The organism is Marinovum sp. J2-8 (genome assembly GCF_055808435.1).
Genome location: NZ_JBVVRZ010000001.1, coordinates 538,132 through 563,522, shown reverse-complemented (window position 1 = coordinate 563,522; position 25,391 = coordinate 538,132). Strand labels below are relative to the sequence as shown.

The following is a 25,391-nucleotide window of genomic DNA, read 5'->3' as shown; positions in this document are numbered from 1 at the left end:
CTGTTTTCCGCCCGGTTCCGTTCCGGCAGAAAGAATGGGGGCGCGAATCCGCGCCCCCGGAGGTTTCCGAACTTACTCAGAGATCTTCAGATCGCCAAAGTAGGGAAAGTTCAACGCGTTGACGATGTCGCCCGCATTCATGCCGTCCTTGGCACCCCATGCGAGGTTCTGCCAATGCAGCGGGATGAACGCCGCGTCGTCATAGAGCATCTGCTCCAGCTCTTGCAGCATTTCGCCACGCTTGGCCTGATCGGTTTCGCCATTGGCCGCATCCATCAGCGCATCCGCCTCGGGGTTGCAATAATTGCCCGAGTTGTACTGACCATTGCCGGAATCTGCATCCGGGCACGCGGTCAGGAACTGGTGGAAGTTGGCCGAATTCTTCGGTGTCTGCGTGCCAGCCAATCATCATCATGTCAGCCGCGCGTTCGTCGAACTTGGGCCAGTATTGGGCTTTCGGCAGGGTTTGCAGATCCACCTTGATCCCGATTTGCGACAACATCGAGGCCACGGCCTGGGCGATCTTGTCATCGTTTACATAGCGGTTGTTCGGCGCCATCATGGTGATGGAAAACCCGTCAGCATAACCCGCTTCGGCCATCAGCGCCTTGGCTTTTTCGACGTCAAACCGGGGTTCCATGCCTTCGACGTGGCCCAGATACCCGGCTGGCGACGCCTGTGCGCCCACGGTGCCGAAGCCGCGCATGATGCGATCCACGATACCGGCGTTGTTCACGGCGTAATCAATCGCCTGACGCACTTTGGGGTCTTTGAACGCCTCAACCCGTTCCTGGTTCATTTGGAACGTGATGATCCGTGTGCCCGCCATGGTGATCAGGTTGACGCCATCGGCATCTTCCAGACGTTTCAGATCGGTCGGCGGCACCGGCGCGATGAAATCCACATCACCGGACAGAAGTGCGGCAACCCGTGTCGGATCTTCCTTGATCGGGGTCAGGATGATTTCATCCACATTGCCCTCGGATGCGGTGTCCCAATAGCCGTCAAAACGTTCGAACATGACTTTGACGCCTTGCTCACGCTCGGTCACGATGAACGGACCGGTGCCCGACAGATTGCGCGAGGCAAAGCTGTCGCCGTGCTTGACGATTTCGGCCTTGTCTTTGCCGTCGTCGGTCATGCCGGAATAAAACGCGCTGTCCATCGGGAAGATGTAGGTCGCGGTGTGCAGCACCAGCGGGAAGGGCTTGGCCGTTTTCAGGTCGATGGTGTAATCATCGACCACTTCCAGATCGGTGAAAGGCGCGAAGATACCTTTGAAATCCGGGCTTTCCTTGACGCGGTCAAAGGTCCAGTCGAAATCCTTGGCCGTCATTTCGTTGCCGGAGTGGAATTTCACCCCTTCGCGCAGCTTGAAGCGCATGGTGGTTTCGTCGATCTGTTCCCAGCTTTCGGCCAGACGGGCCTCGAACTGAAGATCCTGGGTCCAGCGCACCAGCGGGTCAAACGCCATATGGTTCAGCTGAAGCGTGCCACCCGAAAGCTGTTCATACGGGTCAAGCGAGACCGGATCGGCGTCATAGGCCACCCGAAGGCTGTTTTCGGCCATGGCACCACCGGCAAGCGCGATGGTCAGCGCCGCACCAGCCACACAGTTTTTCAAGAAATTCATTATCATTGCTCCCTGTCTTGGATGTGCGCAGCCTATGTAGGGCGGTCCCGGAACTGCAAATGCCGGTTTTGCATATCCCTATGCGCCAACCACATGAAACCCGAAACCGGGTGGTGCGCATGGCATCGACCGGACCGCGACAGAGAGGTCAGCGGCCGGTCGGAAATCTATAAATTACCGTTTGAAAATCAGCAGTTAGCGGCTTTTTGCAAGACAAGAAACGTCATCATCCGCAGCGGTGGAAATTTCTGTTGCTCGACAATTTGCAGGCTGGGTTCGCCAAGCACAGTGTCGATGCTGAAATCGGAATGCCAGCCCAGGACGTCGTAAAACCGGGCGGAAATTCGTTCCGCCACAGCAAGAATGCCAAATTCGTGGGCGAAATGATTGGTGATGATCACCTTGCCCCCCGGTTTGCAGACCCGCGCCATTTCCGCGATCACCCGCTCCGGCTCTGGCACCACCGAAACCAGATGCATGCCAACCACGGCATCAAAGGAATTGTCGGGAAATTCGATCTCGCGCGCGTCCATCTGTTTCAGCGTGACCACCTGTTTCAGGCCCAGTTCCTGCACCTTGGCGCGGGCCTTGCCCAGCATGTCATGGCTGAAATCAATGCCGGTCACTTCGATGTCGGGGCGGTAATGGCGCAGGGCCATGCCCGTGCCGACGCCAACCTCCAACACCCGATCCCCCGGCAGGTTGTTGATATATTCAACCGACCTGCGGCGTCCGATCCGCGTGACCGCTCCAAAGGTATGATCGTAAATAGGTGCCCACCGGGCATAAGAAACTTTGACTTGGTTAGGATCCAAAGGAGCATCCCCTTATTTGGTAGTTTTCCGCATCGACCAAAAAGCCCATATCAGCCCGCCGACATAAACAATGGTGGCCACAAGCAGCGTAGCCCAAAGGTATGTGAACAATGCGACAACAGTCATGATCGCACCCAGAACCCAAAATTTTGCATTCTCGCGATAAATCGAAAGGTTCTTGAAGGAATAGGTCGGGATCTGGCTGATCATCAGCAACCCGATCAAAAGAATATAGCCCGCGACAACCGCCGGCGGCACCAGCGTCGCATCCCCGAAAAGAAACGCGACATACATCGGCACCATGGCCAGGATCGCCCCCGCCGGCGACGGCACCCCGACAAAGAAATCACTGCCGGTGTCAGCGGCGGCGCGGTTGTTGACGTTGAACCGGGCCAGACGCAGCACGCAGCAGATCGAATAACACAACACCGCAATCCACCCGGCGCGGCTGAAATCCTGAAGCGCCCATGCGTGGATGATCAGCCCCGGCGCCACGCCGAAATTGACAAAATCCGCCAGCGAATCCAGCTCCGCCCCCACCTGGCTCTGGCAGCGCAACAAACGCGCCAACCGGCCATCGACCCCGTCCAGAATACAGGCCAACAGGATCAACCGCACCGCCTGTTCGAAATCGCCCTGATAGCCAAATCGGATTGCCGTCAGCCCGGCACAGATCGCCGCAAGCGTCAGAAGATTCGGCAACAGATGCACGATCGGCACGAATTTCTTCTTGTCACGCCCCGTTTTGGACAGGTCTTCGGGTGGCATGTCCTGCATCACCTAGTCCGTCCGCGCCACACGGTCGGAATCATTGGCCGTCAGATCGGCCAGAACCGTTTCACCGGCGATCATCGTCTGGCCAAGATGCACCTGTGGCAAAACCCCGTCCGGCAGATAGACATCCAACCGCGATCCAAACCGGATCAGGCCAAACCGCGCGCCCGCGTCAATCGTGTCGCCTTCTGAAACGAAACACACAATCCGACGGGCAACCAGACCGGCAATCTGCACCACCGCGATCTGGCGACCATCCGCCATTTCGATGCACAGCGAATTGCGCTCGTTGTCAGAACTTGCCTTGTCCAGCGAGGCATTAAAGAACTTGCCCGCACGATAGGCGATGGCCGTGATCCGACCGGGCACCGGCGCACGGTTCACGTGGCAGTTGAACACGCTCATGAACACGCTGACCCGCAAAAGCGGCGCATCCGACATGCCCAGTTCCGGCGGCGGCACCGCATGTTCGATCAACGACACAATCCCATCCGCCGGGCTGACAACCAGCCCCTCGCGCACCGGGACCACCCGCTTGGGGTCACGAAAGAAGTAATAACACCAGACCGTTAACCCGACGCCGATCCAGCCCAGAATCTGGGACACAAGAAACAGCAGAACCGTGATTGCTGCAAAAATCGCCACAAACCGACGCCCTTCCGGGTGCATGGGTTTGATAAAAGTGTCTCTCATTCGCATTTTATGTCGCTTTCGGGTCAAAAACAGTCGCGTCCTACCCCTGCGTCAGGCGGACTTCAACGGGTCATAGTCGCAGCCGGGACAACTTGCACGACAATTGCGCACGCCGCAGCTATCGCTGGTCAAGATAGGCCCGCATTTGGTCGCGAAAATGTGGCACAGCTTCGGGATGGTCGGCAAAGGTTTCCGGCGGCATCAACATCCAACCCTGGCCCTCGTTGCCAAAAACCACGTCTTTTTCGGCCTCTGCGGGCAAATGCGCCACAAAAAACACCACCCGCCCATGCGGGCGCATATAAGTCCGGCAATAGCTTAGCGCCTCTGGCGCAACCACCAATCCCACCTCTTCGCGGGTTTCGCGCAATGCACAGGATTTGGCGCTTTCGCCGCCTTCGCGCCCGCCCCCCGGCAGGTCAAGCGCATCTGGCCAGGGAATATCCGGGCGGTCATCGCGCCGGATCACCAACAGGCTGTCCCCCAGAAACAAGGCCAGCTTTGCACCAGAGAATTCAGTTTCGCCCATCTGCCCCCTCGCCCTGTGGCTGCATACCGGATATATATGGGGTGTCTGCCCCAAGAGCACCACCATGCCCGCCCTCTGCCGTGATTGTTTGCATGAATTCGCCGTCGATCCCACCTGGGGGTCGGCCAATGCCCCGCCCTGCCCGGCCTGTCGGTCGCGCCGGGTTGTGGCGCATGACGAATTGAACGATCTGACCATCGCCCATATGGATTGCGATGCGTTTTATGCCAGCGTGGAAAAACGCGATGACCCCAGCCTGGCCCATAAACCGGTGATCATCGGCGGCGGCAAACGCGGTGTGGTCTCGACCGCCTGTTATGTTGCGCGCATTCGCGGCGTGCGCTCGGCGATGCCGATGTTTCAGGCGCTGAAACTCTGCCCCGATGCGGTGGTGATCAAACCGCGCATGTCCGCCTATGTCGACGTATCCCGCGCCATCCGCGCCATGATGGATGAATTGACCCCGGTGGTGGAACCGCTCTCGCTGGACGAGGCATTTCTCGATCTGACCGGCACCCAGCGGTTGCACGGCGCGCCCCCGGCGCTGATGCTGGCGCGTATGGTGCGGCGCATGCGCACCGAATTGGGCATCACCGGATCGGTGGGACTGGCGCATAACAAATTCCTCGCCAAGACCGCCAGCGATCTGGACAAACCGCATGGGTTTTCCGTGATCGGCCAGGCCGAGACCGAGGATTTTCTGCGCGACAAACCCGTGCGCATGATCTGGGGCGTGGGTCAGGCCGCACAGGCGGCGCTGGAAAAGGCGGGCATTCGCACCTTCAACGATCTGCGCCGCTGGGATGAACGCGACCTGACGGCCCGGTTCGGCTCGATGGGCACCCGCCTGTGGCATCTGGCGCGCGGCCAGGATCGGCGCCGGATCTCTGCCAACGCCCCGATCAAATCCATCAGCAATGAAACCACCTTTTTTGAGGACACCTCGGACCCGGATCTGCTCGACGGGCATCTTTGGCGCATGGCAGAGAAAGTCGCAGATCGCGCCAAGGCCAAGGACAAGGCCGGATTGGTGGTGACCTTGAAGCTGAAGACCGCCAAATTCCAAACCCTGACCCGGCGGCAATCCCTGCGCGATGCGACCCAGATGGCCGACACCATCTATCGCACCGCACGGGCGCTGTTCGATGGCGTGGCCGATCAGGGGGCTTATCGCCTGTTGGGCTGCGGGATTTCCCATCTGGTGTCTGCGGATGACGCCGACCGCGCCCCGGACCTTCTGGACCCCGATGCCAGCCGCCGCGCCGGGGCCGAACGCGCCACAGATGCGATTCGCGCCCGCTTTGGGCCGGATGCAATTCTCAAGGGCCGCGCTCTGCGCTAGGGCCAGAAACCCCACACGCACCAGTCCCGGACGTGAAATCCGCGATGCTTGCGGCAACGCGTCGACAGCGGGCGGGCTATTCCGCCGCCAACGGCAATTCCTGCGCGCCGATAGAGGCGATTTCGGCCACCACCCCACGCAACAATTTGCGAAAGGCCTGAAAATTCGCATTTGGGCGAATCGCCTGCTCATTCATGTAGAGAGAGCGATCAATCTCGATCTGAATCGCGTGCTGCTGCCGCGAAGGCCGCCATAATGCTGGGTGATATATGCCCCGGCAAAAGGTGCATTGCGCACCACCACCAGCCCCGCCGCAACAAAGGCCATCTCGATCCGCTCAACAATCTCTTCGCTGGCCGATGCGCCAAAGCGATCGCCGATCACCACTTCGGGTCTGCGGGCCCCGGAACGGGCAATCGGTTCCAGCGCCTCATGCGGCATCGAATGGCAATCCACCAGGACCGCTTCGCCAAATCGCTCATGCGCTTCGGTCAAAAGCGTCTGCACCTGCTGATGATAGGGCCGCCAATAGCGGTCAATCCGGCCCTCGGCCTCGGCCATGGTCAATTTGCCACGGTAAATATTGCGCCCCCCGGCCACCACACGCGGGATCACCCCCAGCCCGGACATCACCCGTGGATTATGCCCCGGCTTGCGCGCCCCTTCGATCAACGCCGGGTCCAGCTCCTCTGCCGCCCGATTGAGATCGACAAAGGCCCGCGGCGCCCCCGCACATAGAAAAGGCGCACCAAATTGCGGCCCACATTCAAAAAGCCGGTCCACATAGGCGTCTTCCGACGTGCGAATCACATGTTCGTCCAATACGGTCCGCCGCAGGAAGGACCATGGATAATCCCGCCCCGAATGTGGCGAGGCAAACACCACAGGCGTCAAAACACGCTCTGGGCGGAACAGGGTAAAGGCGGTCTTGGGCAAAAGCGTCTCCCGCAAGTCATGCCACGATACTAGTCCTTTTTCTTTCCTTATCAAAAGCCCTTGATCGCCCCCGCAAACCTATTTATAGAGCCGTCTACTGGCGCGGGGTTCCGCGCCCCATTCTTTTATGGGGCTCTCCGTCAGTGCGAGGTTTCTCGGGTGATTAGCTCAGCGGTAGAGCACTTCGTTGACATCGAAGGGGTCACTGGTTCGATCCCAGTATCGCCCACCATTTCACCGCTCTGGCCATGTTGGCCAGAGCAAAACAACAACCCAGGCGCGCCCACGCGCCGCGTAGAAGGAGAGACTGACATGAAGGTCAAGAACTCGCTCCGCTCGCTCAAGAATTGGCACCGCGATTGCCGCATTGTGCGCCGCAAGGGCCGTGTCTATGTGATCAACAAGACACAACGGCGGTTCAAAGCCCGCCAGGGCTGAACGCTGACAGCGACTTGAATTCGAAAGGGCCGTGCATTTTTGCGCGGCCTTTTCTTTTGGGGAACATCCTGCCCCCCAATCCGGCCCTGATCCGCCCCCAACCGCGCCCCAAGGCTGACGCCGAATGCCGTTTGTGATATGATGGCAACATTGGATCACGCCGGGGGGACGTCGATGTTTGATATAGAAGAATTCGTTTCCGACTGCTGCGACGCCGTTGAAAATGACCCAACCCACACCTCCGCCGCCGAAGTGATGCGGCGTGCCATGGCCGATCCTGCCGCCGTGATGGCCGCCCTGGGCGAGCCGACAGAACCGGGAATCACCGCGCTTTATCAGTCCGACAATCTGACCATCGTGAACCTCGCGTGGAAGCCTACGGTGATGATTCCGCCCCACAACCACGAAATGTGGGCCGTGATCGGCATTTATGGCGGACGAGAGGACAATATCTTCTGGCGGCGAATCAAGGATCATCCCCAGGGATTGATCGAAGCGGCGGGGGCCCGGTCGCTGACCACCGGCGATGTCTGCCCTATGGGGCCGGACATCATCCATTCCGTCAGCAACCCGATTCCACGGCTCACCGCCGCGCTGCATATCTATGGCGGTGATTTCTTTGAGGCCGAAAGAAGCGAGTGGGAACCAGAGGGCCTGACCGAACAGCAACTCGACATGGCCGCCGTTCGGGCACGATTCTCGAAATAGGGCGCGCACTGGCCGCGCCACGATCGGCGCCACCGAACCGGTCAACGGCCGTTCTGCGCGCCATCCTGACCAGACATGCACTGCCAATGCTTGGCCGACCCGCAATGTCGCCCTATACTCACGGCAAAACAAACGGGCAGTGACAGGCGTGACGAAGTACCTTTTGATTCATCAGAATTTTCCCGGCCAATACAAACACCTCGCCCCGGCTCTGGCCGCGCGCGGCGATCAGGTTGTCGCCCTGACCCCAAAGGTCGACAAACCGACCCAGTGGAACGGCATCACCATCGTCCCCTACAAGATCAACGGAAAACCGGCCAAGGGCCAACATCCCTGGTTGCTGGATTTTGAATCCAAGGTGATTCGCGGCCAAAGCTGTTACACCGCCGCCCTTGCCCTGAAAGCACGCGGCTTTTCACCCGATGTCATCCTGGCGCATCACGGCTGGGGCGAAAGCCTGTTTCTCAAAGACGTCTGGCCAGAGGCCCGCCTGGGGCTCTACTGCGAATTATACCACACCGCCGAATATCCCTTTGTCGGGTTCGACCCGGAATTCACCGGCACCTCGCCGGCCACCGATGCCCTGCGCTTGCGGTTCAAGAACCTCAACAACCGGTTGCATTTCGAGGTCGGCGATGCCGGCATCAGTCCCACGGCATTTCAGGCCAACACCTTCCCGCCCGACATGCGCGCCCGCATTTCCGTGATCCACGATGGGATCGACACCGATTACGTCACCGCTGATAGCAATGCACGGCTGGACGTTGGCAATGGCCAGACCCTGACCCGCGACGACGAGGTGATTACCTTCATCAACCGCAACCTCGAACCCTATCGCGGCTATCACATTTTCATGCGTGCCCTGCCCGACCTGCTGCGGCGGCGACCCAAGGCCCAGATCGTGCTGATCGGCGGCGACCAGGTCAGCTACGGGGCCAAGGCCCCGGATGGCAAAAGCTGGAAACAGGTCTTCATCGACGAGGTCCGCGATCAAATCCCCGATGCCGATTGGGCGCGGGTGCATTTCCTCGGCCGGGTGCCCTATGGTGTCTTTCTCTCCTTCATGCGGGTCAGCCGGGCACATGTCTATCTGACCTATCCCTTTGTGCTCAGCTGGTCGCTGCTCGAAGCGATGAGCGCAGGCGCACCAATTGTCGCCAGCGACACCGCCCCGGTGCGCGAGGTTCTGACTGATGGCGACACCGGCCTGTTGGTGGATTTCTTCGACCGCACAGCCATTGTCGACAAGGTCTGCACCCTGCTGGATGACGCCGATCTGCGCGATCACCTGCGCCGCAATGCCCGTGCCCATGTGGTGGCGCATTATGATTTGAAACGGATTAGCCTGCCAAAACAACTGGCCTGGGTAGACAGCCTGATGCAGCTGAAGCCGCGCGCACCGCAGGTGTAAATCCCGCCAATGCTCCCCACTGATGCTCCCCGCCGTTGCCTCACCCGTGCCTCGCCAACCTGCAGGCGTTCCTCCGGCCTTCATCTGACCAAAAATATCCCGGGGGTGAGGCCAAAGGCCGAGGGGGCCGACCCCCTCCCTGCATACCCCCTACGGCATATGCTGAGGCCGTATTGTTCGGGCCGTTTTGTTCAGGCGGATCTCCCAGGCCATATTCTCAGACCACAGGCCCAGGTCGGCCCTATTCAACCACACGGATCAATTTCCGCTCCAACACCCGCAACACCGATTTCAGATCATGACCGCGCTTCAACACCTGACCGTCGATGCCAATCACCGCATACATGCCCTGACGGTTCCGCAGCTTGGGGCGTTTCTCGATCCGGTACAGCGGATTTTCCGCAGTGCGCTTGAACACGGAAAACACCGCCACATCGCGCAGCATGGAAATCCCGTAGTCTCGCCATTCACCCGCCGCCACCATGCGACCATACAGCGACAGGATGACCGACAGCTCGGGGCGTTGAAACGCCACCACATCCGACCCGGACGCGGGAAAGGGGAAAAACTATTCATAGGGTAAAGATTTGCGCGGTTTCTCCGGCAAATCAACCAGCAAATCAAACGGTCCGGCACAACGCCTCTGCCCCCTGCGGTCCAAGGGCGCATCACCGTCGCGGGCAGCGCGCGGCGAAGTCACGCGAAATAAATGTTTATTAACAGATATTTACGCCTTACCCATGGATAAGATCCGCGCCACCTCGCGGCCGATCCGCGCCTTCCTGCGACGTCATGCGAAACTGCCCTGACAGAACCATCCCGCCGACATCGCCCCGCCATGGGCAAAAAATAACCAAAGCTGATCCCCCTCGCCACAGGTCACACGCCAGTAATCACGCTGGCCCGACCGCCAAGCCGGGTCATCCAGCCACCATTCCGGGGAAATACGCTCCGGTCCCGCCGCCGCCACAAGGGTCAACGCCCGCCCCCGCCAACGGAACCGCGCCGACAGGCGTGGCACCACCGGCGCCTGCACCGGTTCAGGTTGCCACAACAGCAACGGCCGGGGCCGCGCCGGGGCGGGCCAATCTGCGGCAGGCTCGGACCAGGCGGCCGCCAGCACCAGTTCGGTCTTTTCCGGGATATGGCTGTCGCCGGGGTGGCGACGGGTGATCGCCTCCATTCCGACCCGCGCGCCCAGCCGCCCGATCAGATCATCCAGACTGGTATTCGCCGCCAGCCGCGCATTCACCGCCGCCCCCGCCGCCAGATGCCCCACCGGCGTGCGCATCGCCAGCGGCTCGACCTGCACCGCCTCCAGCCGCAGCATGTCGATGCCAAAACCGGCGTCAATCTCATGCACTTTCATCGCCAGCAGCGGGCGCAGCCGTTCGGGATCATATGAGGCACGCGCCAGCCGCACCTCAAGCGTCTGCATGGTGTGATCACTGCGAAAGGCCTGCAACCGAAGGGTGCGCGCGCCCATGCCCTTGTCCTGCAAAAGCACCGACAGACGTGGCAACAGCCGGTCCAGCCCGGCCAGCACGTCCTCTTCCAGCCCGATCGGATCCGGCAGGGTCATCCGCACCGCAAACCGGGGCGGCGGGGCGGCGGGGAAATCGGCTCTGGCACCGCGCCAAAGGCCTGATCCAGCCGCAGCACCAGCCCCTTGCCGAACCGCCGCGCCAGCGCCGCCCGCGGCTGTCCCGCCAGATCGCCGATATTGCGCAGGCCCAGCCGCGCCAGTTGGGCCGCCGTGTCCCCATCCAGCCGCAGCGCCGCCACCGGCAGGGCGGCCAGTGTACTGCGGTTCTGGCCGGGGGGGGCGATCGTTCCGGCGGGGATTTCCGCACCCCGTCCTGTCCCCCGCCCCATCCACTGTCCTGTCGGGGCCGCCCCGCCGCGTTCCCAATGCCGCCGCTTGGCCGCGCGCGACCGGGTGGCGCGGGCCTCCTGGTCGATGTCATCGCCGGACCGTGTATGCAGCCCGCCCTGCCCCGCCCCCCGCCCGGCGTATCGCGCCAGCGCCCAGGCCCCGCCGCGACTGTCGGCAAGGCCGTGCCGCACGCTGATCCCCATATCGTGACAGTCCTGCGCAACCTGACGACAAAGCCCCACCTCGCCGCCAAACAGATGGCTGCAACCGGTCACATCCAACATCAGCCCCTCGTCCCCATCCAGCGCGACCCAGGGGCTGAACTTGCCCGCCCAACGCATCAAGGCCGCCAGGAACGCCGCCTCGGCCTGCGGATTACGCCGTAATGTGCGCAGGTTGGCGCTGACCGCATGGGCATCGCGCAGCGGCTGGCCGCGATAAAGCCCGACCGCCGAGCCCGCATCCGACACGGAGGACAGGATCTGGGCATTGCCCACATCCTCGACCACGGCAAAGGGCATCTCTTGCAAGGCAGCATCCCCGCGCGCCTGTCGCAACAGGCGTTCGGCCCCAAGCCGGGGAAACCAGAGAGAGAGAGGCGACGGTGCGGCATGGCGGTGACAGATTTGTTCACTTTATGTTCTTGTCAATATCAGGGGCAGATTGGAGAGTCGAGTTCCCAGCCCGGGCGGCATGCGATTTTGGTTTGTGATGTCGCCGCGCCTGCGCGCGCCGACAGGCCGGGGGGCCAGCCCCCCAGACCCCCCGGGATATTTTTGAACAGAAGAAGGGCAACGGTATCTTTTCCGTGCCGCAGGTTGCGGAGCCGCTGGCAATTTGCGAGTCTTGCGCAGACAGAAACATCTGGAGCCTTTGCACATGCGCCGCCAAATTCCCTGCCTGATTTTATGCGCGCTTGTCGGCGGAACACTTGCCGGCATGGCGCTGGCCCATAGCGGGGTCAAGGATCGCCACGTCAAGGCGCGGATGCATGGCATGTCGGAAATGGCGCGCAGTGTTGGCACGTTGGCAGATATGGCGCGTGGCAAAACCGAATTTGAGGCCGACAAGGCGAAAACCGCCCGCGCCGCGCTTTTGCAACATGCCGCCGAGATCCCGGAGGTTTTTGAAACCAAGGCCAGTGATCCCAAATCCGAAGCCCGGCCCAAAATCTGGCGGGACTGGAACGATTTCGCCGCCCAGGCCATGGCCCTGGAAACCGCGATCACCGCCCTGGATGTGACCAATGTCGACATGCTGCGCGCCGGGATCGGACCAATCGGGCGGGCCTGTGGTGCCTGTCATATGAACTTTCGTCTGGAAAAATAGCCGCGTAAACATCTGACGCCGAACTGTGACTTGCAGCCGGATCGGGTTTCCCGCAGGTTCGCAGCGACATTTTGACGAGACAGCCCTGGAAAGGAAAACACATGCGCACACGAGCTGCGGTTGCTTTGGAAGCGGGCAAACCCCTGGAAGTGATGGAAGTGAACCTCGAAGGGCCGAAGGCGGGTGAGGTTCTGGTCGAGATCAAAGCCACCGGTCTTTGCCACACCGATGAATTCACCCGGTCCGGGGCCGACCCCGAAGGCGCCTTTCCGGCGATTTTGGGCCACGAGGGGGCCGGTGTTGTGCTTGAGGTTGGGGCCGGTGTCACCAGTCTGAAACCGGGCGATCATGTCATTCCGCTTTACACGCCGGAATGCCGCGAATGCGAATATTGTCTGAACCCGAAGACCAACCTGTGTCAGGCGATCCGCACGACACAAGGCGCGGGCGTGATGCCCGATGGCACCTCGCGGTTTTCCATGCTCGATGGCACGCCGATCCTGCATTACATGGGCTGTTCGACATTTGCCAATCACACGGTTTTGCCGGAAATCGCATTGGCCAAGATCCGCAAGGATGCACCGTTTGACAAGGTTTGTTACATCGGTTGTGGCGTGACCACCGGCATTGGTGCGGTGATCAACACCGCAAAGGTGGAAATCGGCTCCCGCGCCATTGTCTTTGGTCTGGGCGGGATTGGTCTGAACGTGCTTCAGGGGTTGCGACTGGCTGGCGCCGACCAGATTGTCGGGGTCGATCTGAACGACGACAAGGTCGACATGGCCACCCGTTTCGGCATGACCGATTTCGTCAACCCGTCCAAGGTCGAGGGCGATCTGGTGGCGCATCTGGTCGAATTGACCAAAGGCGGCGCGGATTACACATTTGATGCCACCGGCAATGTCGGCGTGATGCGCACGGCGCTGGAAGCCGCGCACAAGGGGTGGGGTAAATCGATCATCATCGGCGTGGCCCCGGCCAGCGCCGAGATTTCGACCCGTCCTTTCCAGCTTGTGACAGGCCGGGTCTGGCGTGGCACGGCATTTGGCGGCGCACGCGGGCGCACCGATGTGCCGAAAATTGTCGATTGGTACATGGATGGCAAGATCGAGATTGATCCGATGATCACCCATAAACTGTCGCTGGATGACATCAACGAAGGTTTTGAGTTGATGCATGCGGGCAAATCCATCCGTGCGGTTGTGGAATTCTAAGGCACCTGAACGGGCCCTCCTTTGCGGCGGACTGATCCGGCCCGGTGGCAGCATGGCAATGCTGTTCACCGGGCCGGACGCGTAGAGGGTGCGGAAAGATGCGTATTTGGAAAGAAGAGAAGCAAGGACCGAGTATGGGGCTGAGTTTTCGAGAAGCGCGCCGCGGTGCGGATGATGCCACGGTCTGGGCCATTATTCGGCCTGCGGTGGAAAGCGGCGAGACCTTTTGTGCCGATCCGCAGGGCGGCATGGCCGGGGGGCTGGCCTATTTCTGGCCAGAGACCGCGCGGGTCTGGATTGCCGAGGAAGATGGCAGCGCATTGGGCTGTTTTTATGTGCGGGCGAACCAGACCGGCGGCGGGCAACATGTCTGTAATGCCGGTTATTGCACCAGCCCCGCCGCCGCAGGCAAGGGCGTGGCGCGGGCCATGCTGGCGGCATCGCTGGACGAGGCCCGCCAACAGGGATTTCGCGCCATGCAATACAATTTTGTCGTGGCGACCAATTCCCGCGCCATTGCCACATGGGAGCGGGCCGGATTTGACGTTGTGGGCCGCTTGCCCGGGGCTTTTTGCCATCCGACCGAAGGGTATGTTGATGCTTTGGTGATGTACCGGTCTTTGGTTTGACCTCTGGTGCGGTTGCCGCCATGGTGCCCGCATGAGAGAACAAACAAACCTGCTGGCTGTCCTGATCGACGCCGATAACACATCCCCGAAATATACCAAGGCGATCTTTGACGAGATCGCCACATTGGGCGAAGCCAGTGTGCGGCGCTGCTATGGTGATTTTTCATCACAACAGATGGCGGGGTGGAGCCGGGTGCAGGCCGAATTCGGGCTGGTGCCGCACCACCAACCCGCCAATACCGTCGGCAAGAACGCCAGTGACATCGCGCTGGTGATTGATGCGATGGATCTGTTGCATTCCGGGCGGTTTGACGGATTTGTTCTGGTGTCATCGGACAGCGATTTCACCCGATTGGCCAGCCGCGTGCGCGAACAGGGGCTGGATGTATACGGCATGGGTCAGCGCAAGACGCCGGATGCGTTTCGCAAGGCCTGCAAGCGGTTCATTTTTCTGGAAAACATCGGCGAAGATGAGGTGCGCGAAGCGCCCAGCACCCGATCGCTGGAAGAGGCCCGCAATCTGATCTTCAAGGCGATGGAGGGGATCGAACAGGGCGACGAATGGTACACCCTTGGCCAGATCGGCCAATTCATCATCGCCGCCAACCCGGATTTCGACACCCGCAGCTATGGCCAGCGCAAGCTGAGTGATCTGGTGGCGAAATTGAAGGTGTTTGAAACCCGCAAGGGGGCGGGCAATCAGCTTTTGGTGCGGCGGGTTGATTGATCCGGGCGGCGGCGTCGTCAGACGCCGTAACGGGCCATGAAGATGTCCAGCGCGCCGATGATCACGCGGTCGATCTCTTCCGGCGTGATCCGGTCAGACACATTGAAAATCATGCGCGGCCACAGATCGGCCTTGCACAATTCGCTGAACTGATCGGCCGCCAGATCGAGATCCGTGATGTCGAGTTCGCCCCGCTCGACCGCTCCGCGCATGTAATCCACCAGCGCCACCCGCATCACGGCCGGACCAGAATTATAGAACTGGCGGCCGAGGTCGGGAAAGCGATCCGCCTCTGCCACGCAGATGCGAAAAATCGACATGCCGAAATCCGACAGGATGAACCCAAGGAAATGCCGGGCGACCTGATCCAGCACTTTGCGCGGCGGGCCATTTGCGTCGATCACCGCCATGGCGGTGTCGGACTGGCGGCAACATTCGCAGGAGGCCACCTCGGTAAACAGCAGCCTTTTGTCGGGGAAATAGCTGTAGAGCGTGGCCTTGGACACCCCGGCGGCGCGGGCGATGTCATCAACAGAGGCCCCTTCGAAGCCCTGCGCCAGAAACACCTCGCGCGCGCCCGCCAGAACCTGGTCAAACTTGCGCCCTCGGCGGATTTGCGATGGATTGGTGGTTTTGGCCAATTCGGCGGTCGGGCTCATTCTTGCGGCTCCTTGTGTGATTAACTTATAGACTGTTCGGTTTAGTTTCAACAGCCGCGCGTTCACCTTTGTCGCCCGATGCCCCGCTTTTGTGGTAGGGTGAAATCCAGCAAAGGAGTGTCCTATGGCGGACCAATATTCGGGGCGACACATGGGCCAGCCCCCCAGCCCAGTGTCAGAGCAATATCGCAAATACGAGGTCTTCAAGGCGCTGCATGCTGCCAAAGGTGCCTTTGTCATCCCCAACCCCTGGGATGCCGGCACCGCCCGCATCCTGACCGCCATGGGGTTTTCGGCCCTGGCCACCACCAGCGCGGGCTATGCCTTTTCCGCCGGCAAACGCGACAGTTTCGCCAGCCTGTCCCGGACCGAGCTTCTGACCAATGCCGCCGCCATTGTCGAGGCGACCGACCTGCCGGTCACGGCGGATCTGGAGGATGGGTTTGGCATTTCCCCCGGTGATTGCGCCCGCACCATTGCCGAGGCGATCAAGATCGGGCTTGTTGGCGGCTCGATCGAGGATGCAACCGGCTATCCGAATACGCCGATCCATGATCTTGTCCTGGCCACGGAACGGATTGCCGCCGCCGCCGAGGCCTGTCGTGGCCAGCCCTTTCTTCTCACTGCGCGGGCAGAGAATTTTCTGTGGCAACGCCCGGATCTGGACGATACGATCCTGCGGCTTCAGGCGTTTTCCAAGGCGGGGGCGGATGTGCTTTATGCCCCCGGTCTGCGCGACATCGCGGCAATCCGCACGCTTTGCGATGCGGTCGACAAACCGGTGAATGTGCTCATGGGGATTTCGGGGCCGAATTGTTCCGTCAGCGAATTGGCCGCGGCCAGCGTCAGCCGGATCAGCGTTGGCGGGTCCTTTGCCCGTGCTGCGCTTGGCGGATTTTATCGGGCGGCCTCTGAGGTGCTGGACCAGGGCACATTCACCTATTCCGAACAGGCCACAGAGGACGGATCAGTGGCGGCGATGATGGCACAGGGCCGGTTGGACAGGCATGGTTAAGAACTGGCATAGTTAAAAACTGGCAAAATTAAGGATCGGCAAAATTAGGACAGGCATAATTAGGATCTGGCAAAATCAGGATCTGGCGAAAATTCCCCAACCAGATCTTGCCATGCCCGGGCGCATCGCTATGTTTAAAATCATTCTAATCTAGAGACACCCCATGCGATTCCTGACCCAGCGCCGCCATTTCTCTGATCTGTCCGAACAAGAGGTGCTGGCGCTTGCCATCTCGTCAGAAGAGGACGACGCGCGCATCTATCGGATGTACGCCGAACGTCTGCGCGCCGATTTTGCCGACAGCGCGGCGGTGTTTGACGGCATGGCCCAGGAAGAAGACAGCCACCGCCAACAGCTGATTGCATTGCACCGTGCCCGGTTCGGCGAGGTCATTCCGCTGATCCGTCGGGAACATGTGGCGGGATATTACGCCCGCCGCCCGGTATGGCTGATCGAGAATCTCGGGCTTGACCGAATGCGGGACGAAGCCGCCGCCATGGAACGGGATGCAGAGCGGTTCTATCTGGCGGCCGCCAAACGCACCACCGACGCCGACACCCGCAAATTGCTGGGTGATCTGGCGGCAGCAGAAGCAAACCATCAGGACAGCGCAACCCGGCTGGAAGACACCCACCTGGACCCAGAGGCGCGCGAAACCGAAGACAACAGCGCCAAACGCCAATTCCTTTTGACATGGGTACAGCCCGGCCTTGCGGGGCTGATGGATGGCTCTGTCTCGACCCTCGCGCCGATTTTTGCGGTCGCTTTTGCCACCCAGAACACCTGGACCACGTTTCTGGTTGGCTTGGCGGCCTCGGTCGGAGCCGGAATTTCCATGGGCTTTACCGAGGCCGCATCCGACGACGGCCAATTGTCCGGGCGCGGCTCCCCCGTCAAACGCGGCATCGCGTCGGGGGTGATGACCACCCTGGGCGGGTTGGGGCATGCCCTGCCCTATCTGATCCCGGATTTCTGGACCGCAACCAGCATTGCGGTGCTGGTGGTCTTTGTCGAACTTTGGGCAATCGCCTGGATTCAAAACCGATACATGGACACCCCAATGCTGCGCGCGGCGTTTCAGGTCGTGCTGGGCGGGGCGCTGGTTTTCGCCGCGGGTGTGTTGATCGGATCGGGCTAGGCGCAGGCCCGGATCTGGTCTTATCCGCAAGAAACGGATCGCGCCAAAACCATCTGCAAGTTAGCTTTGTCCGGCAACAGTTCGCCCGGAAAGGCAGAAGATGAACAGACCACCCCGCCTACGATGGATCTCAAGGCCAGCATGATGTTATTGCTGCTGGCTGCCGTTTGGGGAGGCTCGTTCTTCTTTGCCGAAGTGGCCCTGACGGAACTGCCGCCGATGACGATCACGTTGCACCGCGTATTCTGGGCAATGACCGCCCTGGCCTGTGCCCTATGGGCCCGGGGCGCCCGTCTGCCCCGCCCCGGGCGGATTTGGGGGGCGTACCTCGTCATGGGGGCGTTAAACAACGCGATTCCATTTTCCCTGATTTTCTGGGGGCAAACACAAATTGACAGCGGCCTTGCCTCTATACTGAATGCGACCACTGCCATGTTCGCCGCCCTGATGGCTGGCTTGCTTTTGAAGGATGAACCTCTGACATTCAAACGCATCGCGGGGGCAACACTCGGGGTTGTGGGCGTGGCGCTGATCATGGGGCCGTCCGCAGTGACCGCATTCAGCCTGCACAATTTGGCGCAACTCGCTGTGCTGGGCGCAACCATGTCTTATGCGCTTGCCGGGGTATGGGGGCGCAGCATGCTTTCGGATCAACCGCCGCTGGTCAATGCATTCGGTATGTTACTTGGCAGTACCGTGCTGATGATCCCGGCCGTTCTTGTGCTGGATGGCCCGCCGAACCTTTCACTGTCTATGGGGGTTTGGGCGGCACTTCTTGGGCTCTCTACGCTTTCGACGGCGCTGGCCTATGGGCTGTATTTCGCAATTCTGGCGCGGGCCGGGGCGGCCAATTTGCTTTTGGTGACATTGTTGATCCCGCCCTTTGCAATTGCCTTGGGGGTTGTTTTCCTGGGCGAAACCATGGCGCCGATAGCCTGGTTTGGATTTGCCGTCATTGGCATCGGCTTTGCCGTAACCGACGGCCGCTTGTTTGCGCGCTTTGCCCGCTCGGGACGACGTGGGAACAAGAAGGACCTGCGAAAAGCACCGGGAAACCCATAACCACGGCGCCCCCAGACACCAGATCAGGTTTCAGGACCAAAGCGCCCTTTCAAATTGACCCCGCCCCCCAAGATGCTATCGGTGGGTCATGCTGGCGATCTTTCTTAAAACACTGCCGTTCTTTGCCATCATCGCCCTTGGCTATGGGGCGGCGCGCGCACGGTTTTTTTCGGCCGAGGCCACCGCCTATCTCACCAAATTTGTCTTCTACTTCGCCTTGTCGGCGATGTTGTTCCGGTTTTCCGCCAACCTGTCACTGGCAGAGGTCTGGGACAGCCAATTGGTGCTGGCCTATCTGACCGGCACGGCGGCGATCTATGTGGTGGCGACCGTCATCGGCCTGGTCCGCCGGATCGGCATCGAACAAACCGCAGTCGAGGCGCAATGCGCCGTGATCGGCAACACCGGCTTCCTTGGTGTGCCGATGTTTGTCTTACTGTTCGGCGAAGACGCAATCGGCCCGGTGATGCTGGTGCTTTCGGTCGACCTGATTGTGTTTTCCTCGCTGATCGTGATCCTGATCACCGGCGCACGCGATGGCCGCATGTCTCTGGGTGTGTTGCGCACCGTGGGTCTGGGGCTGGTGAAAAACCCGATGATCGTGTCGATGGTGCTCGGCCTGTCCTGGGCCTCTACCGGGATGCCGTTGCCAGAGCCCGCAAATGAATTCGTGGTCATACTTGGCGGGGCCTCCACCCCCGGCGCGCTGTTTGCGATCGGCGCCTCGCTGGCGTCGAAATCGGCGGAACGGGTCACCATTGCGGGCTATCTCAGCTTCTGCAAACTGGTGTTGCACCCCGCCGCCGTGGCGCTGGCCGCACTGGTGCTCTTTCCGGTGGATGCCTTCACCGCCACGATCATCGTCTCTGCCGCGGCGCTGCCGGTGGCGGGCAATGTTTATATCCTGGCGCAACATTACGGCGTCGCCCCGCAACGTGTCTCTGCGGCCATCCTGTTTTCAACCGCCGCTTCGATCCTCACCCTGCCCTATATCATCGCCTGGATCACCGGCGCCTGAGATCCAAGGCTTGACTTGCCCAGAGCCTGGGTCTTCTTCTGTTCTTAAATATCCCCGCCGGAGGCTCCCGGCGCGGCAACGAAAAAGAGGCTTGTCATCATGGAAATCACATCCGAAAACCGCGCCTTTGGCGGCCGCCAGATTGTCGCCAGCCATCTGTCAGAGGTCTGTAATTGCGACATGACCTTTGCCCTTTTCCTGCCGCCCCAGGCCGCAGACGGCCCTGTGCCCCTGATCTGGTTCTTGTCCGGGCTGACCTGCACCCATGAAAACGCCATGACCAAGGCCGGTGCCCAGGCCTGGTGCGCAGAACAGGGCGTCGCCATGGTGTTTCCCGATACTTCGCCACGGGGCGCGGATGTCGCCAATGACGCGGCCTATGATCTTGGTCAGGGCGCGGGGTTTTATGTCGATGCCACCGAAGCGCCCTGGGTCGATCACTTTCAAATGGAAAGCTATGTCATGGACGAACTGCCCCGTGTGTTGTTCGCCAATTTCCCGCTGGACGAATACCGGCAATCCATCACCGGCCATTCCATGGGCGGGCATGGCGCGCTGACGCTGGCGATGAAATACCCTGGCCGCTTCTCCAGCGTGTCGGCCTTCTCGCCGATCTGCAACCCCTCTGACAGCGATTGGGGCTGCAAACAATTCACCGCCTATCTCGGCGAACATGCCGATTGGGAGGCACATGATGCCAGCCGCCTGATGCGCGAAGACGGCATTGACGTGCCGGTGCTGATCGACACCGGCACCGAGGATCAATTCGGCGACCTGCTGAAAACCGAAGCCCTGGCCAAAGCCATGGTGGATCAACGGGTCGAACATGTGCTGCGACTGCAAAAGCACTACGATCACAGCTACTTCTTCGTGGCCTCTTTCATGAAAGACCATGTCGCCTTTCATTCTGATGCCTTGCGGCGCTGATCACATGGCGCTGTACATCGACGCCGACGCCTGCCCGGTCAAGGACGAAGCGGAAAAGGTCGCAACCCGCCACAAATTGCAGATGTATCTGGTGGCCAATGGCGGGCTGCGGCCCTCGCGCAATCCCTTTGTCGAGCTGGTGATTGTCGCGGATGGCCCGGATGTTGCGGATATGTGGATCGCCGACCGTGCCGGACCGGGCGACGTGGTGGTGACCGGCGACATCCCTTTGGCCGCCAAATGCGTCGCCAGCGGCGCGCAGGTGCTGCGCCATTCGGGGGAGGCCTTCACCGAAGCCAACATCGGCCAGCAACTGGCAATGCGCGACCTGATGTCCGATCTGCGGGCCGCAGATCCATTTCGTCAGGGCGGCGGCAAACCGTTCTCCAAATCAGACCGATCCCGGTTCCTGGATGCACTGGAACGCGCTGTGCGCACCGCCAAAGCGCAAGCTCCCAATTAGATCGAAAGCCGCCTCCGCAGGATCTTCATCTGACCAGAAATATCCCGGGGGTTTGGGGGCTGGCCCCCAACCTGTCGGCCCGCGCAGGCGGGACGAAACCCATCTGCGCCCGATCACCTCGCCCCCGATCGCGACACCATAGCCTGGCCGGGCTGGCTTAGCGGCTCAAGCCACCATGCAGGTTCGGCTGTTCCAATGCGGCAAAACCATAGTGACGCAGCCACCGCAGATCGCTGTCGAAAAACGCCCGCAAATCGGGGATGCCGTATTTCAGCATCGCAATCCGGTCGATGCCAATGCCAAAGGCAAACCCCTGCCAGACATTGGGATCAGTCCCGCCGGCCTTCAGCACATTGGGGTGCACCATGCCAGAGCCGAGGATTTCCAACCAATCGTCACCTTCGCCGACCTTCAACTGACCGCCCTCCCAGGAGCAGCGGATGTCGACCTCTGCCGAGGGTTCGGTGAAGGGAAAATGCGACGCCCGGAACCGCAGCTCCACGGCTTCGACCTCAAAAAACGACCGCAGGAATTCTTCCAACGTCCATTTCAGCTGCGCCATGGAAATATCGCGGTCAATCGCCAGCCCCTCGACCTGATGGAACATCGGAGTATGGGTCTGGTCGTAATCGGCGCGATAGACGCGGCCCGGCGCGATGATGCGGATCGGCGCGCCTTCTTTTTCCATGGTGCGAATCTGCACCGGCGAGGTGTGGGTGCGCAGCACATGCGGCGGGCGATTGTCGCCGGCTGCACGGTGCATATAGAATGTATCCATCTCGGCCCGCGCCGGGTGGTGACCGGGAATGTTCAGAGCGTCGAAGTTATACCAATCGCTGTCAATCTGCGGCCCTTCGGCCACCGAAAAGCCCAGCTCGGCAAAAATCGCGGTGACCTCTTCGCGGGTCTGGCTGATCGGGTGGATGGTCCCCTGACGCCGATCGCGTGCGGGCAATGTCACGTCCAGCCATTCGCCGCGCAGCCGCTCTTCCAAAGCGGCATCCCCCAGCGCCGCCTTGCGGGCGGCAAGGGCGGAATTGATTTCGTCCTTCAGCGCATTCAGCTTCGGGCCCATCACCTGGCGCTCTTCCGGGGTCATTTTGCCCAAGCCGCGCATTTGCAGGCTGATTTCGCCTTTTTTGCCCACGGCCTGAACCCGCAGCCCTTCCAGGGCGGCCTCGTCACCGGCATCGGCAATCAGCTGAATATACTTGTCGCGCAGATCGTCCATTTCTGACCCCCAGAGGTGATTTCGGCATTCCGCCCCAAGTAAACCCATGGCTTTGGCTGTGCAAGACCAGCAATGGCCGTGACTGGCCGCAATCCGGAATGTTCGCCCCGAAACGCAAAAGGCCGCCCCGAAACGGGACGGCCTTGCAAACTTTTATGGTGCTCTCAGCCTCAGGCTGGAAGCGCGCCTTTTGCCTGGGCGGCAATGGCGTTGAACGCTTCGGGTTCATGCACGGCCAGATCGGCCAGAACCTTGCGGTCCACTTCAATCCCGGCCAGTGCCAGACCATTGATGAAGCGCGAATATGTCAGCGTCTCATCATAGGCGCGCACGGCGGCGTTGATCCGTTGGATCCACAGCGCGCGGAACGAACGCTTGCGTGCCTTGCGGTCACGTGTGGCGTATTGGTTGGCCTTGTCGACGGCCTGGCGTGCAACCTTGAAGGTATTCTTACGGCGACCGTAATAACCTTTCGCGGCTTTGGTGACTTTCTTGTGACGGGCGTGGGTAACTGTCCCACCTTTTACGCGTGCCATATGTCAGGTCTCCTCAGCGCGAATAGGGCATCATCGGGCGAATGATCTTGGCATCCGCCTCGCAGAGGACGGTGGTGCCGCGTGCATCGCGGATGAATTTGGTGGAACGCTTGATCATGCCGTGGCGTTTGCCCGCCTGGCCAGCCTTGATCTTGCCCTTGGCTGTCACTTTGAACCGCTTTTTGCAGCTCGACTTTGTCTTCATCTTGGGCATTTCGGTCTCCTTTGGTTCGGAAATTTTGCGCACGACTCGGCATGCCACTTCGGCCTGCCGCGCGATGGAAAGCGCCGTATAGTTCGGCTTGGCACGATTGCCAAGCGCAAATGCGGCTGTTTCGGAAATTGACCGCCCCCGGCGGGGCGAGCGGGTAGAAAAGGCAACGGCGCCGACCGACAGGCCAGCGCCGCTTTGATCATGCCACATTAAACATGCTGTTCAATGCGCCCGGAGTGTTGCCGATCAGATGAACCGACCGACCACCCGGTAAAACACCTCTGGCAATTGATCCACGGTATAACCGCCGGGATTGCTGGTGATCGCAAAAACGATCAGCCCGCCGCCGACCAGCACCGCAATGGCGGCCGCGCGCGGGGCGCGGCCGTCGCTGAGGGCCGAGATGATCGATGGCACGGCCAAAATCGCAATGAAGCTGCCAATGACCAACGCCAGATCTGTATCCATGGAACGTTCCCTTCGAATTGCGGGAAAGTTACTCTGGATCGGTGTTGAAAATCAAACGTTCATCACAGGGGGCAACGCGCAAGATATTGGTTGTACCCGAAACATTGAACGGCACACCCGCAGTGACCACAATTTGATCTGTTTCCGAAGCAAGCCCGCTGGCACGTGCTGCACGGGCGGCATTGACCACCGCCTGTTTGAACCGCTCCATATCGCCGGTCTTGACGCAGAGACATCCCCAGGTCAGCGTCATGCGACGCGCTGTGCCCAACCGGTTGGTCATGGCGATGATCGGCACACGGGGCCGTTCCCGCGCCACCAGCGCCGCGGTGGTGCCGGAGGAGGTGAAGCAGCAGATCGCCTTGACGTTGGTGGTTTCGGCGATTTCGCGCGCGGCGGCCACGATCCCGTCAGCGACGGAGTGGCGTTCGGCCTTGCGGCTGGCTTCGATCACATCGGTATAGGTCGGATCGCTTTCGACCTCGATCGCGACATTGTCCATGGTTGTCACGGCTTCGATCGGATAATCACCGGCGGCCGATTCCGCGCTCAGCATGATGGCATCGGCGCCTTCATAGATGGCGTTGGACACATCCGACACTTCGGCGCGGGTGGGCATCGGGCTTTCGATCATGCTTTCCAGCATCTGCGTGGCCACGATCACCGGCTTGGCGGCTGCGCGGCATTTGCGCACCAGACGTTTCTGGATCGGCGGCACGTTCTGCACCGGCAGTTCCACGCCCAGATCACCGCGCGCCACCATGATTCCGTCCGAGGCATCAAGGATTTCGTCGAAATCCGCCACAGCGGTCGGTTTTTCGATCTTGGAAATCAGAGCGGCGCGGCCATTGGCCAGATCCCGTGCTTCCCAAACGTCGCGCGCGCGCTGGACAAAGGACAGCGCGAGCCAGTCCACACCCAATTCACACACAAATTCCAGATCCTTGCGGTCCTTTTCCGACAGAGCCGCCAGCGGCAACACCACGTCCGGCACGTTCACGCCTTTGCGGTCGGAAATCATCCCGCCGGTCACCACGGTGCAATCGGCAAAATCCTTGCCGCATTTGCTGACTTTCAGGCGGATCTTGCCATCATTGACCAGCAGGTGCGATCCCACTTCCAGCGCGGCAAAAATTTCGACATGCGGCAGGCAAACCCGGTTGACGTCGCCCGGCGTCGGATCAAGATCAAGCCGGAATGCCGCGCCCTGAACCAGGTCCTGCGGGCCATCGGCAAAGGTGCCAACGCGCAATTTCGGGCCCTGAAGGTCGGCCAGAATGGCAATCGGGCTGTCCAGATCTTTTTCGATCTGACGAATGATCTTGTGGCGTTCGGCGATCTCTTCATGGCTGCCGTGGCTCATATTCAGCCGGAAAACATCGGCTCCGGCCTCGTGCAGCTTGCGGATCATGTCATATGTATTGGACGCAGGTCCAAGGGTGGCTACGATTTTAACTTTACGGTCACGTTTCATGGCGCATCGGCCCTTTCGTAGTTGGCTGATACATCGTGCAGGCAGCAGCGATGTTATCGCTAACGAATTACACCCGCTCTATGCACCACTTCGGCCTCGCAGACAAGCGCGAGGCACGCTACATATCGCTGT

General features: G+C 60.6%; 27 protein-coding genes, 1 tRNA gene and 2 pseudogenes. 15 read left to right on the top strand and 15 right to left on the bottom strand.

Annotation, left to right across the window (positions count from 1 at the left end; all coding sequences use genetic code 11):
- Positions 1-72: 72 nt before the first annotated feature.
- From AC0L4F_RS02855 to AC0L4F_RS02835, 5 genes and pseudogenes are all read right to left on the bottom strand, one after another.
- Positions 73-1,633: pseudogene (locus tag AC0L4F_RS02855) on the bottom strand (ABC transporter substrate-binding protein).
- Between the two features lie 188 nt (positions 1,634-1,821).
- Entirely contained in the window at positions 1,822-2,448 is a 627-nt protein-coding gene (locus AC0L4F_RS02850; protein WP_244685084.1) for a class I SAM-dependent methyltransferase, read from the bottom strand.
- 12 nt (positions 2,449-2,460) lie between these two features.
- Positions 2,461-3,216, bottom strand: coding sequence for a CDP-diacylglycerol--serine O-phosphatidyltransferase (pssA, locus tag AC0L4F_RS02845; RefSeq protein WP_244686321.1), 756 nt, complete (start codon positions 3,214-3,216; stop codon positions 2,461-2,463).
- Positions 3,217-3,228: 12 nt separating this feature from the next.
- A complete protein-coding gene (locus AC0L4F_RS02840; RefSeq protein ID WP_303470808.1) occupies positions 3,229-3,942 on the bottom strand; it encodes a phosphatidylserine decarboxylase in 714 nt (237 codons plus the stop codon).
- Positions 3,943-4,033: 91 nt separating this feature from the next.
- Positions 4,034-4,444, bottom strand: coding sequence for an NUDIX hydrolase (locus AC0L4F_RS02835; RefSeq protein ID WP_244685079.1), 411 nt, complete (start codon positions 4,442-4,444; stop codon positions 4,034-4,036).
- A 64-nt stretch (positions 4,445-4,508) separates the two neighbouring features.
- Between AC0L4F_RS02835 and AC0L4F_RS02830 the strand changes: the two genes are divergently transcribed.
- The gene (locus AC0L4F_RS02830; protein WP_244685077.1) at positions 4,509-5,786 is read left to right on the top strand and encodes a DNA polymerase IV; all 1,278 of its coding nucleotides are present in this window, start codon (positions 4,509-4,511) and stop codon (positions 5,784-5,786) included.
- A gap of 76 nt (positions 5,787-5,862) precedes the next feature.
- Here the strand turns inward: AC0L4F_RS02830 and AC0L4F_RS02825 are convergent.
- Positions 5,863-6,722: pseudogene (locus AC0L4F_RS02825) on the bottom strand (N-formylglutamate amidohydrolase).
- 157 nt (positions 6,723-6,879) lie between these two features.
- Between AC0L4F_RS02825 and AC0L4F_RS02820 the strand changes: the two are divergent.
- The 4 genes from AC0L4F_RS02820 to AC0L4F_RS02805 all read left to right on the top strand — a co-directional run bounded on the left by AC0L4F_RS02820 (position 6,880) and on the right by AC0L4F_RS02805 (position 9,279).
- Positions 6,880-6,954 (top strand) — tRNA-Val (locus tag AC0L4F_RS02820).
- 80 nt (positions 6,955-7,034) lie between these two features.
- Positions 7,035-7,160, top strand: coding sequence for a type B 50S ribosomal protein L36 (gene ykgO, locus AC0L4F_RS02815; protein ID WP_244685075.1), 126 nt, complete (start codon positions 7,035-7,037; stop codon positions 7,158-7,160).
- 174 nt (positions 7,161-7,334) lie between these two features.
- Positions 7,335-7,868 carry a hypothetical protein gene (locus AC0L4F_RS02810; protein WP_244685072.1) on the top strand — a complete coding sequence of 178 codons (534 nt, stop codon included), beginning with the start codon at positions 7,335-7,337 and terminating at the stop codon, positions 7,866-7,868.
- A 163-nt stretch (positions 7,869-8,031) separates the two neighbouring features.
- A complete protein-coding gene (locus tag AC0L4F_RS02805; protein ID WP_244685070.1) occupies positions 8,032-9,279 on the top strand; it encodes a glycosyltransferase family 4 protein in 1,248 nt (415 codons plus the stop codon).
- A 241-nt stretch (positions 9,280-9,520) separates the two neighbouring features.
- On the opposite strand, the gene AC0L4F_RS02800 is transcribed toward AC0L4F_RS02805, so the two are convergent.
- From AC0L4F_RS02800 to AC0L4F_RS02790, 3 genes are all read right to left on the bottom strand, one after another.
- Positions 9,521-9,763, bottom strand: coding sequence for a DUF2794 domain-containing protein (locus tag AC0L4F_RS02800; RefSeq protein WP_244686319.1), 243 nt, complete (start codon positions 9,761-9,763; stop codon positions 9,521-9,523).
- A 306-nt stretch (positions 9,764-10,069) separates the two neighbouring features.
- On the bottom strand, positions 10,070-10,861 hold the full coding sequence (locus tag AC0L4F_RS02795) for a DinB/UmuC family translesion DNA polymerase (protein WP_348524057.1): 792 nt from the start codon (positions 10,859-10,861) through the stop codon (positions 10,070-10,072).
- Positions 10,858-11,676, bottom strand: coding sequence for a Y-family DNA polymerase (locus AC0L4F_RS02790; protein WP_348524064.1), 819 nt, complete (start codon positions 11,674-11,676; stop codon positions 10,858-10,860). Before AC0L4F_RS02790 ends, AC0L4F_RS02795 begins: the two co-directional genes overlap by 4 nt.
- A 358-nt stretch (positions 11,677-12,034) precedes the next feature.
- On the opposite strand from AC0L4F_RS02790, the gene AC0L4F_RS02785 reads away from it, so the two are divergent.
- The 4 genes from AC0L4F_RS02785 to AC0L4F_RS02770 all read left to right on the top strand — a co-directional run bounded on the left by AC0L4F_RS02785 (position 12,035) and on the right by AC0L4F_RS02770 (position 15,054).
- Positions 12,035-12,484, top strand: a complete 450-nt coding sequence (locus tag AC0L4F_RS02785; protein ID WP_244685061.1) for a c-type cytochrome — start codon at positions 12,035-12,037, stop codon at positions 12,482-12,484.
- 101 nt (positions 12,485-12,585) lie between these two features.
- Positions 12,586-13,698 carry an S-(hydroxymethyl)glutathione dehydrogenase/class III alcohol dehydrogenase gene (locus tag AC0L4F_RS02780; protein WP_244685058.1) on the top strand — a complete coding sequence of 371 codons (1,113 nt, stop codon included), beginning with the start codon at positions 12,586-12,588 and terminating at the stop codon, positions 13,696-13,698.
- 134 nt (positions 13,699-13,832) lie between these two features.
- On the top strand, positions 13,833-14,327 hold the full coding sequence (locus AC0L4F_RS02775; protein ID WP_244685056.1) for a GNAT family N-acetyltransferase: 495 nt from the start codon (positions 13,833-13,835) through the stop codon (positions 14,325-14,327).
- A gap of 31 nt (positions 14,328-14,358) precedes the next feature.
- A complete protein-coding gene (locus AC0L4F_RS02770; protein ID WP_244685054.1) occupies positions 14,359-15,054 on the top strand; it encodes an NYN domain-containing protein in 696 nt (231 codons plus the stop codon).
- Between the two features lie 17 nt (positions 15,055-15,071).
- Here the strand turns inward: AC0L4F_RS02770 and AC0L4F_RS02765 are convergent, their stop codons facing one another.
- The gene (locus AC0L4F_RS02765; RefSeq protein WP_244685052.1) at positions 15,072-15,713 is read right to left on the bottom strand and encodes a TetR/AcrR family transcriptional regulator; all 642 of its coding nucleotides are present in this window, start codon (positions 15,711-15,713) and stop codon (positions 15,072-15,074) included.
- A 124-nt stretch (positions 15,714-15,837) separates the two neighbouring features.
- On the opposite strand from AC0L4F_RS02765, the gene AC0L4F_RS02760 reads away from it, so the two are divergent.
- From AC0L4F_RS02760 to AC0L4F_RS02735, 6 genes are all read left to right on the top strand, one after another.
- Entirely contained in the window at positions 15,838-16,728 is an 891-nt protein-coding gene (locus AC0L4F_RS02760) for an isocitrate lyase/PEP mutase family protein (RefSeq protein ID WP_244685050.1), read from the top strand.
- Between the two features lie 163 nt (positions 16,729-16,891).
- Positions 16,892-17,866, top strand: a complete 975-nt coding sequence (gene mbfA / locus AC0L4F_RS02755) for an iron exporter MbfA (RefSeq protein WP_244685048.1) — start codon at positions 16,892-16,894, stop codon at positions 17,864-17,866.
- A gap of 144 nt (positions 17,867-18,010) precedes the next feature.
- Complete coding sequence (locus AC0L4F_RS02750) at positions 18,011-18,928, top strand: DMT family transporter (RefSeq protein WP_244685045.1); 918 nt, start codon at positions 18,011-18,013, stop codon at positions 18,926-18,928.
- An 88-nt stretch (positions 18,929-19,016) separates the two neighbouring features.
- Positions 19,017-19,946 (top strand): AEC family transporter, encoded by a 930-nt coding sequence (locus AC0L4F_RS02745; protein ID WP_244685043.1) that lies wholly within the window; start codon positions 19,017-19,019, stop codon positions 19,944-19,946.
- Positions 19,947-20,045: 99 nt separating this feature from the next.
- Positions 20,046-20,873 (top strand): S-formylglutathione hydrolase, encoded by an 828-nt coding sequence (gene fghA, locus AC0L4F_RS02740; RefSeq protein ID WP_244685040.1) that lies wholly within the window; start codon positions 20,046-20,048, stop codon positions 20,871-20,873.
- Between the two features lie 4 nt (positions 20,874-20,877).
- Positions 20,878-21,336: a YaiI/YqxD family protein gene (locus AC0L4F_RS02735; RefSeq protein WP_244686317.1), complete on the top strand. Its 459-nt coding sequence runs from the start codon at positions 20,878-20,880 to the stop codon at positions 21,334-21,336.
- Positions 21,337-21,493: 157 nt separating this feature from the next.
- Here AC0L4F_RS02735 and pheS read toward each other — a convergent pair whose 3' ends face one another.
- The 5 genes from pheS to pyk form a co-directional block, all read right to left on the bottom strand.
- Positions 21,494-22,567 carry a phenylalanine--tRNA ligase subunit alpha gene (gene pheS, locus AC0L4F_RS02730; protein WP_244685038.1) on the bottom strand — a complete coding sequence of 358 codons (1,074 nt, stop codon included), beginning with the start codon at positions 22,565-22,567 and terminating at the stop codon, positions 21,494-21,496.
- A 170-nt stretch (positions 22,568-22,737) separates the two neighbouring features.
- Positions 22,738-23,103 carry a 50S ribosomal protein L20 gene (rplT, locus tag AC0L4F_RS02725; protein ID WP_244685036.1) on the bottom strand — a complete coding sequence of 122 codons (366 nt, stop codon included), beginning with the start codon at positions 23,101-23,103 and terminating at the stop codon, positions 22,738-22,740.
- A gap of 13 nt (positions 23,104-23,116) precedes the next feature.
- A complete protein-coding gene (rpmI, locus tag AC0L4F_RS02720; RefSeq protein ID WP_244685027.1) occupies positions 23,117-23,317 on the bottom strand; it encodes a 50S ribosomal protein L35 in 201 nt (66 codons plus the stop codon).
- A 246-nt stretch (positions 23,318-23,563) separates the two neighbouring features.
- Positions 23,564-23,785: a hypothetical protein gene (locus AC0L4F_RS02715; RefSeq protein ID WP_244685025.1), complete on the bottom strand. Its 222-nt coding sequence runs from the start codon at positions 23,783-23,785 to the stop codon at positions 23,564-23,566.
- A 28-nt stretch (positions 23,786-23,813) separates the two neighbouring features.
- Entirely contained in the window at positions 23,814-25,259 is a 1,446-nt protein-coding gene (gene pyk, locus AC0L4F_RS02710) for a pyruvate kinase (protein ID WP_244685022.1), read from the bottom strand.
- Positions 25,260-25,391: the final 132 nt, after the last annotated feature.